Source organism: Amycolatopsis arida (assembly GCF_900115565.1).
GTDB classification, from domain to species: domain Bacteria; phylum Actinomycetota; class Actinomycetes; order Mycobacteriales; family Pseudonocardiaceae; genus Yuhushiella; species Yuhushiella arida.
Map to the genome: position 1 here is coordinate 253731 of NZ_FOWW01000001.1, position 10144 is coordinate 263874.

A 10144-nucleotide genomic window follows, 5' to 3' on the forward strand; every position below is an offset into this window, starting at 1 on the left:
CTCCTCCCGCGACTGGGCCGCCAAAGGCACCCGACTCCTCGGCGTCCGCGCCGTCATCGCCGAATCCTTCGAACGCATCCACCGCTCCAACCTCATCGGCATGGGCGTCATCCCCCTCCAATACCCCCCAGGCGACACCGCCACCACCCTCGGCCTCGACGGCACCGAAACCTACGACATCACCGGCATCACCACCCTCAACACCGGCCACACCCCCCACACCGTCCACATCACCGCCACCCACGACAACGGCACCACCACCGAATTCGACGCCACCGTCCGCATCGACACCCCCGGCGAAGCCGACTACTACCGCCACGGCGGCATCCTGCACTACGTCGTCCGAAAGATGATCAACACCTCGACGAGTTGAGTCCCCACTCGGTGTGCCCCGGGCCGCGGCGCGGCGGGATGCGTCATGTCCCTGCGCGCCTTGCCGTTCGGACTTACCCGTCCTCGTCAGTCGAGTACCGCGGGCGGGGGTAGTGGCAGGCGCTCACCGCGCTGGAGCAGTCGCACGGCCGTGCCGCCTTGGCACCGTCTCGCGGCCTCGGCCAGGAAGTTCGACACCGGCGAGGCGAACATCGGGTAGTCGTCGAAGTGCACGGGAACGGCGTGGGCCGGGCGGAGCAACTCGAGCAGGTCCACGCCCTGCCGGTCGTCCATGCTGACCAGCGCGCCGAGCACCCGCGCGCCGCCGAGGTGCAGCACGGCGAGGTCGAGCCGCGGGAAGCGCTCCCGGATGCCCCGCAACTCGTCGTGCAGCACGGTGTCACCGCTGACGTAGATCCGCAGCGGCTCGGCCCCGGGAGTCGCGACGTACTCCAGAACGCTGCCCATCACCGGCGGGAGGACCCGCCGGACCAACGGACCGGTCGAGTGCCGCGCCGGCACGGCGGTGATGGTCAGCGCGGCACCACCATCGGCCAGTGTCTCGGTGGACCAGGTCGGCAGCGCGGCGGCGTTGCGGAACCCGCGCCTGCCGAGCCGGCGCGCCGCGGCGGCGGTGGTCAGCACGGGGACGTCGGCCGGCAGCTCGCGCCGGGCCACCCGATCGAAGTGGTCGCCGTGCAGGTGCGACAGCAGCACCACGTCCGGCCGCGGCAGGTCGGCCAGCCGTGCCGCCGGGTCGGTCCGGCGGCGGGACACCATGCCCTGCCCCAGGTAGGCCCACTGCCCGCGGCGCAGGAAGTTCGGGTCGGTGAGCACGGTGAACGTCCCGAGCCGCAGCAGCGTGGTCGCCGTCCCGATGAAGGTCAGGGTGCTCTCCCTGGAGAGTGGTGCCACGCTACGTCCCCGTTCCCGTGACGGGGCCGCCCTGCCATCGGTGCACGCCGGCACCCAGGGCGTAGCTGAGGTGGCCACCGAGGGCACCACCGGCGGAGATGCCGAGCAGGCCGAGCCACGTCCACGCGATGCCGACGCGGTCGGCGCCCCGCGCGCGGTGCCGGTAGGAGGCGACGAAGCAGCCCGCGCCCACCGTGTTCGTCGCGGCGTGCAGGACCGCGACCCGCCGCTGCGTGGTGGTCAACTCGGGGAAGTCGGCCAGCCCGGCGACCACCGCGGGCGGCACGACCGCCAGGCCGAGCGCCACCAGCCTGCGGGCGGCGTCCCGCTGGTGGGGCCACGGGTCGAGCGCCGCGGCGCCGATCCAGGCCCCGAGCGGCACCGTCACCAGCAGCGGGTGCACGGGATGGCCGAGCCACGCGCCGCGCAGCACGCCGGCCGCCCGCCCCTGGATCGCCCGGCGCAGCCACCGGGCGGCGGCGCCGGAGAACCGGTCGGCGGCGCGGAAGGAGTCGGCGGCCCGGATGAGTCGGTGTACGGTCACCTTCCGGGCATACCCGCTCCGCCGGCACCGAACCACCAGCCGGACTCGAACGGGGACTCGCGGTCTCGGCGCCTGCCCTCGGTCAGCGGTTGAGGGCGGAGCGGATGGCGTCACGCACCCGGTCCATGATCGCCAGGGGTGGCCCGAGCAGCACGTTGCCGGCGGGGCTCTCCACCCCGGGGTGCGGCCGGGTCGGCGCGACCGCCTCGGCGACGCGCACGGTGGCCGCCATGGCGCGCAGCCGCTCCGCGTCGTGGCTCGCGGCCAGCAGCGGGAACTCGGCCCGCTCCTCGTGCTCGGCGTGCGCCAGCACGTCGTCCCGGAGCTGGAACAGCAGGGTGTCGAACCCCTCGGCGTCCGGGCCGAGCTCGTCCAGTGTGGACAGCAGCTCCTTCGCCCGGTGCTCCTCCTTCACCCTGGCCTCCGCCACGGGTTCGCCGCCGTCGACCCGGCGCACCTCAGGGTGGATCAGCTCCTCCTCGGCGGTCTCGTGCACCGAGAGCAGCCGTACCAGTCGGCGGAAGGCGTCCCTGCGCTCGTCCCCCCGCGCCCGCTCGACCTCCCCGAACAGGTCGCGGATCTCCTCGTGCTGCCGGCGCAGCAACGCGATGACGTCCTCGTTCTCGGCATCGTGCGACACGGCTCCTCCTCCCTCGTCCGGGCACGCTCCGGATCAGGGGTACCCAGGCCACCGCGCTCCACACCCGCCCAGTGCTCAGCGCCCGCGCAGCACCGCGATCACGTGGTCGACGGCCTCCGCCAGCAGTTGCGGCCGGATGGGCAGACTCAGCACCTCACCGGCCAGCCGCTCGGCCACCGGCAGGCTGCCCACGGCAAGCTCGGCCCGGTAGCGCCGCGCCTGTGCCGCCCTGCCGCGGCCAACGCCGCGAGGCGCGCTCGAATGGAAAGGCACTGTTACCGATGTGTCCGCGGTCAGCGCTGGTTGAGCTCGGCGAAGAGGCGGATCCACTGGTTCGGGTGGACGAACGCGACGACGGTGTCGCGACCGATGCCCGCCGCGCCCAACGCCGCGTCGATCCGGCCGCGGTCGAACATGCGCCGCAACGACGCGCGCACGCTGCCGCCGACCCCGCTGAAGCACAGCTCCACCATGGTCTCGTACCGGGTCAACGCCGCGCCGCTCAGCAAAGGGCGGTCCCGCCGCGCCAGCCGCAGGATGGCGGAGTCGACTCGGGGAACCGGACGGAACAGGCGGCGGTCGATCCGGCCGTGGAACTCCCAGGCGAACCGCGGCCAGGTCGAGACGGTGAGCAGGCTCCACCGACCGTAGTTCCCGGTGCGCTTCCTGGCGAACTCGAGTTGGGTGACCATCGTCGCGGACACGAGCGCGCGGGCCGCGAGGCACCAGTCCACGATCGCCGAGGTGACGCCGTACGGGATGGCGCCGACGAAGGCGAACGACTCGGCGGGCGGCTTCGCGGTGAGGAAGTCCCGATTGACGATCCGCACGTTCGACTCGCCGGCGAACCGTTGCCACAGTGGCTCGGCCATGTCGGGGTCGATCTCGTAGGCGAGGACCTCCCTGGCCCGGCGGGCCAGCTCCCTGGTGAGCAGCCCCTCGCCGGGGCCGGCCTCGACCACCGGCAGGTCGGGCCGGAGCTCGGCCGCGTCGACGATCCGGAGGACGGCGGCACGGTCGCGGAGGAAGTTCTGCCCGAACTGGCGCCGGTTGCGGTCCCGCTGGGTGTGCCCGTGCACCGGGCGCGTCTGGTGGGGATGTGGCCGCCGTCCCCGCTGCCGACCCTGCCAACCCTGCCGGCCGGAGGCCCCCTCGTTCGACCTGCTCACTTCGGCGAGCCTACCAACGGCCGTCGCCGCGCCGCGCCGTCGTCGCCACCGGCCGGGCCGTCCCGGCTACCGAGCGTTGTCGTCGAACTCGGCCCGCACGCCGAGCAGCCGCACCGGCCGAGTCAGCGTGAAGCGGTCCAGCAGCTCCAGCGCGGCCCGCTCGATCTCGCCCGCGTCGCCGGTCGGCGCGGGCAGGGTGCGGCTGCGGGTCTGGGTGACGAACGGCGCGAACCGCACCTTCACCGCGACCCGCACCGCCGGCCGGCCCTCGGCCCGCACGTCGTCGGCCACCCGGTGGGCCAGCGCGGCCACGTGCTCGTCGAGCAGGGCCCGGTCGGTCAGGTTCCGCTGGAAGGTCGTCTCCCTGCTGCGCGACCGCGGCACGTAGGGCGTCGCGGTCACCTCGTTGTCGCCCGCGCCGAGGGCGAGCTGCCGGTACCACGGCCCCAGCGCGGGACCGAATCGCTCCGCCAGCGTCACCGGGTCGGCCCTCGCCAGCTGGGCCACGGTGGACAGCCCCGCCTCGGCCAGCTTCCGCGCGGTCTTCTTGCCGATCCCCCACAGCGCGTCGGTGGGCAGGTCGGCCATCACCGCTACCCAGTTGTCCCTGGTCAGCCGGTAGATCCCGGCTGGCTTGGCGAATCCGGTGGCAAGCTTGGCGCGCAGCTTGTTGTCCCCGATGCCGACCGAGCAGGACAGCCCGGTGGCCGCCCGCACCACACGCCGCGCGTCGGCCGCCAGCGCCTCCGGGTCGGCCGTGCGGGCACCGAGGAACGCCTCGTCCCAGCCGAGCACCTCCACCACCACCGGCAGCTCCCGCAGCGCGGCCATGACCCGCTCGGACACCTCCTCGTAGGCCGGCGGGTCGGAGGGCAGGAACACCGCGTCCGGGCAGCGTTTCGCCGCGGTGCGCAGGGGCATGCCGGACCGGATCCCGTACTCGCGGGCCTCGTACGACGCGGTCGCGACCACCGCCCGCTCGGTCGGGTCGCCCGAGCCGCCGACCACCACGGGCCGGCCGCGCAGCTCCGGCCGCCTGGCCAGCTCGACCGCGGCGATGAACTGGTCGAGGTCCACGTGCAGGACCCAGTCCGCGTCGGACACGCCGTCCAGTATGGGCCAGGTGGGGCGCCGAGGCGTCCGGAAAGCCAGGTGGACGGCCCGCGGGGGTTGGTCGACCATGGAGAGCATGACCACAGGGCTGTGTTCATGAGAGCGCGGTTCACGCGCACGCTCGAGGGGATGTTCCGGGGGCCGCCGCGGGGGGTGCCGAGGGAGACACCGTCGAGTTTCCGCCGCGCGGGCCACATCGAGCGGGCGAGCGCGGCCGACCTGATGATGGTGGCATCGGATCTGGGGAACTCGCCACTGCAGATCGCCGGCATCCTGGTGCTCGAACCCGAGCGGCCGCCGGACCTGGCCGAGGTGCGCGCGGCGATCGCCGAGCGGATCCGGCCGGTGCGCCGCTTCCGGCAGCGGCTGCTGTCGGTGCCGCCGGGCTGCGGCCGGCCGATCTGGCAGGACCACGCCGAGTTCGACGTCGCCGAGCACGTGCGACACGTGCCCTGCCCCGCGCCGGGGGACGAGGAGGCGTTGCTCGACCTCGCCGCGCGGATCACCGGCGAGCCGCTGCCAGCCGACCGTCCACTGTGGTCGGCGACCTGGGTGACCGGGCTGGCCGGCGACCGCGCGGCGCTGATCGTGACCTACCACCACGTCCTCGCCGACGGCATCGGCGGGCTGGCCGTGCTGGCCAACCTGGTGGATGGCGTGCGGGCCGAGCCGCCCGCCGACTTCCCCCGCCCCCGGCCGACGAGCGTCGCGCTCGCCGCCGACGCGCTGCGCGGCCGGCTGCGCGCGCTGGCCCGGCTGCCGTCCGGTGTCGCCCGGCTGCGGGCGGCCGTCGCCGAGCTGCTGCCGAGCGTGGCCGGGCGACCGCTGCCGTCGGCGCTGAACCGGCGCACCGGGCCACGCCGCCGGTTCACGGTGGCCAGGGTCAAGATGGCCGAGGTGCGCAAGACCGTGCGCGGGCACGGCGTGCAGGTCAACGACGTGGTGCTCACCGCCGCGACCGCGGCGCTGCACACCGTGCTCCGCCGGCGCGGGGAGCCGGCCACGGAGTTCACCGTGTCGGTGCCGGTGTCGGCCCGCCACGCGGACGGCCACGCCAGGCTGGGAAACCAGGTCGGGGTGATCCCGGTGGCCCTGCCCGCGTGCGGGCCCCGGCAGCTGGAGCGGGTCGCCGAGACCATGCGGCGGCGCACGCGGTCGGCCAGGGGCGCGTCAGTGGTCCTGCTGGCGCCGGCGTTCCGGCTGCTCCACGCGCTGGGCCTGCTCCGCGGGATCGTCGAGCGGCAGCGCTTCGTCTCGACGTCGGTGACCTACCTGCGCGGGCCGGGGATCCGGCTGTCGCTGCTGGGCGCGCCGATCACCGACATCATCCCGGTGACCACGATCAAGGGGAACATCACCGTGTCGTTCATCGCGCTGTCCTACGGCGGCACGCTGACCGTGACGGTGATCGCCGACCCGGACCACTGCCCCGACCTGCCCGGGCTCAGCGCCGCGTTGCAGGAGAAGCTGGACGAGCTCGCCGGGCTCCCCTGAGCGCTCACCAGTCCATGACCGCGAGGATCTCGCCCTCGACGATCGGCGCCATGGTCCTCATGTAGGTCTCGGTGACGTGGTTGTCGTCCAGGTAGACGAGCACGTTGCCGATCACCGGCGGGCACACGTCCTCGGTGCACAGGAAGTCGCTGAAGTCGAGGAACCGGACGTTGGGCGGCAGGTCCGGGACGTGGCGATACGGCGGCTCGGGGGCCAGCAGCGCGGCCCGCGGGGTGGCGCACGCGTCGGCGTGCCGGCCCTTGGCCTCGACGCAGATCGACGGCCAGAAGTCGTAGCGCGGGTTGTCCCTGGCGGCGAGCACCGGGATGCCGGCGTCGGCCAGCGCGCGCCACTGCTCGACGAAGCCGGGCGGCGTCTCCTCGGTCAGGCCCACCCGGACGTCGCGGGTGGCGGTGGTGAACACGGCGTCCGGCCGCAGCTCCACGATCTCCTCGACGACGTGGGCGTTCCAGTCGACGCAGGGCTGGTCGCCGGGCACGGTCTCGGAACGGGTGGAGAACGGGCACCCGCCGCGCAGCATGGACACGATCCGCCAGTTCCGCCGCTCCGCGATGGGCCGCAGGGCGCCGATGAACTGCTGGGCGTGTGAGTCCCCGGCCACCACGATCGTGCGCTCCGGCGGCGGTCCCTCGGTCTCGGTCGCGCACACCCGCAGCTCCACACTGCGGGGCGAGAGGTGGCACTGCTCGGGCTCGATCTCGGCGAACTCGTTGGGCAGCGAGATGAACCGCGGGGCGAGCGGCGCGTCGGGGGCGCCGGCGTAGGTGAAGTCCGGGAGCCGGCTGATCGCGCCGGGGTGGTCGGGGTCGTCGAGGGAGATGGTGTAGTCGGCCTTCTGCGAGGCGGCGACCTGCCAGGCGCCGGCCATCACCAGCACGGGCGCGAGCATGAGCACGCCGAGCCGGTAGGCGCCCATCCGCAGGACCGGGCCGAGCCGGCCCTCCCGCACCGGGGTCTCCACGAAGTGGTAGGTGAGCACGGCCAGGCCCAGTGACACGGCGATGACCAGCAGGCCGCCGGCCACGCCGGGCTCGGGCTGGTCGAGCGTGACCAGGTAGAAGAGCAGGACGGGCCAGTGCCAGAGGTAGAGGGCGTAGCTGAGGTTGCCCAGGTACTCCAACGGGCGGGTCGACAGCAACCGGTCGGCGCCGCTGCGGCTGCCGGTCGCGCCGGCGGTCACCACCGCCACCGCCGACAGCGTCGGCCACAACGCCGCCCACCCCGGAAACACCGTGCCCACCTGCAGCACCAACCCGCACGACACCAGCCCGACCACACCCAACCAGCCCAGCACCCACCGGGCCACCCGGGGCAGCCGAACCGCGTCGATCACCAACGCCAACAACCCACCCAGCGCGAACTCCCACACCCGGGTGGCCGAGTGGAAATAGGCCATCGGCTGGTCCACCGCGGTCAACCACACCGACACCGCCAGGCTCCCGGCGAACACCACACCGAACACACCCACCAGCACCGGCCGCAGCCCACGCCGCAACCGCACCGCCAGCAACGCCAACCCCGCCACCAGCACCGGCCACACCACGTAGAACTGGCCCTGGATCGACAACGACCAGAAGTGCTGCACCACACTGGCGGTGTCGTGGTCGGCGAAGTAGTCGGCGGTGTCGGCCACCAGCCGCCAGTTCTCGACGTAGAGGGCGGAGGCGACCACTTCCCGAATGGTCTGGAACCACCGGTTCTCCGGGAGGAGGACGAAGCTGACGGCCATCACCGCCAGCAGCACCGTCAACGCCGCCGGGAACAACCGCCGAATCATCCGACCCCACATCGGCCGGAACCGGATCCCACCCCGCGCACACGACCGCACCAACTGCCCGGTGATCAGGAACCCCGACAACACGAAGAACACGTCCACCCCACCGGAGATCCGGCCGAGCCAGACGTGGTAGACGACCACCAGCAGCGCCGCGACGGCGCGCAGGCCCTGCAACTCCGGGCGGTACCTCCGGGCCGGCGGGGCGGGCGAGGTCGGCAGGGTCGGGACGTGGTCGCGCCCGGCGTGGGGCTTCCGGTCGCCGTCCGTGGTCACGGGGAGGTCGGCACGAAGCCGGTGCATCCGCAAGGTCCTCCGGGGTTTTCGGGGTAGGGCACCACCCGGGAGTGGCGCTCCTACGATGCCATCGCCCCCCGTTGGGTTGGCACACGACCCCTGGGGACACGGCCCGCACGTCACCGGCGCGTCGCTCACCAGCCAACTCGCGGTGTCGATACGGAGTGGGTTGGCCGCGCCCGGTCATGTCGACCCGGCCGGCACGAGAGAACCGAAGAACCAGACTACCGGAAAAGCGACAAATCGCCCGGCGTAGACCGCGGCCACGCTCGGCGCGCGGCGGTTACCACTCGGTCAGGTGACACCGAAGTTCGTGCGAGGATCGGAATGGTGATCCACCGCCACCTCGTCGACGTGCACGTGCTCCTCGTGGACGACGCCGACCGCGTGCTGCTCTCCCGCCGGCGGGACACGCACCCCGAGTTCGACGGGAAGTGGCACCTGCCGTCGGGCAAGCTCGACGCCGGAGAGTCCGTGCTGCACGCCGCCGTCCGTGAGGTGCGGGAGGAGGTCGGCGTGCTCGTCGAGCCGGCCGACCTCGGCCACGTCCACACGACCCACGTGGTGGGCCCCGGCCTCGAGCCACGCCTCGGCCTGTTCTTCGCCACCCACCGCTGGCGCGGCCACCCCGCCAACCGCGAGCCCGACAAGTGCTCCGAACTGCGCTGGTTCCCGCTGGACGACCTCCCGGAGCGGATCATCGCCTACCCCGCCACCGGGATCGCCGGCTACCGCACCGGCACGACGTTCAGCACCCACGGCTGGCCGGCCCCCTGACCACGAGCACCTCTGTTGTGGACCTGCCTCGTTCCAGCGCGTGCCGAGTGCCATGAAGGCCACCTTCATGGCGTTGAGCGCGATGAAGGTGGCCTTCATGGCGTCCGGGCGGGAGCCGGTCAGAAGCGCAGGTCGCGGAGGTACTCGTAGCCGACCTTGGCGGTGTGCAGCGGGTCGGTGGGCTGGTCGTGCTCGACGATGAAGTGCTTCACGCCGGTGTTGCGGGTCATCCGGAAGACGCGGGCGAAGTCGATCGTCCCGGTGCCGAGGTCGGCGAAGCTCCCGTCGGCCGCCCGGTCCTTGACGTGGAACTGCCGCACCCGGCCGAACTGGGCGTAGAACTGCTCCACCGGGTCCACCCCGGCCTCCACCAGCCAGTACAGGTCGTACTGGAAGTGGATGTTGCGCCGGCTGGTGTTCCGAGCGATCACGTCAAACGGCCGCACCCCGTCGATCGGCCAGAACTCGTGCGCGTGGTTGTGGTAGCCGTAGGAGATGCCAGCCTTCCGGAACGCCTCGCCGGCCTTGTCCAGCCGGCGGGCGAAGTCCGTCCACGCCTCGATCGAGCCGAGGTTGGCCCACGCGCAGTCGGCCCAGCGGTACCCGAGGGTCCGCGCGTCGGCGACGAGCTGGTCGATGTCCTCGAGCCCGATGTGCGCGGACACCGCGCGCAGGTGGTACCGGTCCAACATCGCGCGGAACTCCGCTGCCGAGCGCCCGTAGGTCCCGGCCAGCTCCACGTTGCGGTAACCGATGTCGGCCAACGCCTCCAGGGTGCCCGGCAGGTCGGCCTGCAGCGCCGACCGGAGGGTGTAGAGCTGGATCGCGATCCGCTCGGGCGGCACCCGCCGCCCGCCAGGGCAGTCGTCCTCGGCGCCGTACGCGCTGCCGCCCGCCGAGAGCACGGTGCCGACCACACCGGCCGCCACGGCGGCACCCGCGGTGCCGCGCAGCATCGCCCGCCGGGACAGTTCCCTCTCCTCGCTCACAACCCCTCCTCGCTGACGCTCGTCGGCGCCGTTCGCCAA

At 73.1% G+C, this 10144-nt stretch carries 8 protein-coding genes and 3 pseudogenes; 3 read left to right on the top strand and 8 right to left on the bottom strand.

What is annotated here, in order from left to right:
• A pseudogene (acnA, locus tag BM051_RS01280) lies at nt 1-373 on the top strand (aconitate hydratase); the annotation flags it as partial.
• Nucleotides 374-459: 86 nt separating this feature from the next.
• Here the strand turns inward: acnA and BM051_RS01285 are convergent.
• The 6 genes and pseudogenes from BM051_RS01285 to BM051_RS01305 all read right to left on the bottom strand — a co-directional run bounded on the left by BM051_RS01285 (nt 460) and on the right by BM051_RS01305 (nt 4744).
• Entirely contained in the window at nt 460-1287 is an 828-nt protein-coding gene (locus BM051_RS01285; protein ID WP_092526633.1) for an MBL fold metallo-hydrolase, read from the bottom strand.
• Nucleotide 1288: 1 nt separating this feature from the next.
• On the bottom strand, nt 1289-1831 hold the full coding sequence (locus BM051_RS01290; protein WP_092526636.1) for a DUF2231 domain-containing protein: 543 nt from the start codon (nt 1829-1831) through the stop codon (nt 1289-1291).
• A gap of 82 nt (nt 1832-1913) precedes the next feature.
• Nucleotides 1914-2471 (bottom strand): hemerythrin domain-containing protein, encoded by a 558-nt coding sequence (locus tag BM051_RS01295; RefSeq protein WP_092526639.1) that lies wholly within the window; start codon nt 2469-2471, stop codon nt 1914-1916.
• 75 nt (nt 2472-2546) lie between these two features.
• Nucleotides 2547-2669: pseudogene (locus tag BM051_RS28885) on the bottom strand (DegT/DnrJ/EryC1/StrS family aminotransferase); the annotation flags it as partial.
• A gap of 98 nt (nt 2670-2767) precedes the next feature.
• A pseudogene (erm, locus tag BM051_RS01300) lies at nt 2768-3577 on the bottom strand (ErmE/ErmH/ErmO/ErmR family 23S rRNA (adenine(2058)-N(6))-methyltransferase); the annotation flags it as partial.
• A gap of 129 nt (nt 3578-3706) precedes the next feature.
• Entirely contained in the window at nt 3707-4744 is a 1038-nt protein-coding gene (locus BM051_RS01305; RefSeq protein WP_092526644.1) for a DNA polymerase IV, read from the bottom strand.
• A gap of 105 nt (nt 4745-4849) precedes the next feature.
• On the opposite strand from BM051_RS01305, the gene BM051_RS01310 reads away from it, so the two are divergent.
• Nucleotides 4850-6247 (top strand): wax ester/triacylglycerol synthase domain-containing protein, encoded by a 1398-nt coding sequence (locus BM051_RS01310; RefSeq protein WP_134046547.1) that lies wholly within the window; start codon nt 4850-4852, stop codon nt 6245-6247.
• A gap of 4 nt (nt 6248-6251) precedes the next feature.
• Here the strand turns inward: BM051_RS01310 and BM051_RS01315 are convergent, their stop codons facing one another.
• Nucleotides 6252-8345 carry an acyltransferase family protein gene (locus BM051_RS01315; protein ID WP_092526650.1) on the bottom strand — a complete coding sequence of 698 codons (2094 nt, stop codon included), beginning with the start codon at nt 8343-8345 and terminating at the stop codon, nt 6252-6254.
• Nucleotides 8346-8669: 324 nt separating this feature from the next.
• Here BM051_RS01315 and BM051_RS01320 point away from each other — a divergent pair, with 324 nt between their 5' ends.
• Complete coding sequence (locus BM051_RS01320; RefSeq protein WP_092528347.1) at nt 8670-9116, top strand: NUDIX hydrolase; 447 nt, start codon at nt 8670-8672, stop codon at nt 9114-9116.
• Between the two features lie 119 nt (nt 9117-9235).
• Here the strand turns inward: BM051_RS01320 and BM051_RS01325 are convergent, their stop codons facing one another.
• Nucleotides 9236-10072 (bottom strand): sugar phosphate isomerase/epimerase family protein, encoded by an 837-nt coding sequence (locus tag BM051_RS01325; RefSeq protein ID WP_092528349.1) that lies wholly within the window; start codon nt 10070-10072, stop codon nt 9236-9238.
• Nucleotides 10073-10144 lie beyond the last annotated feature (72 nt).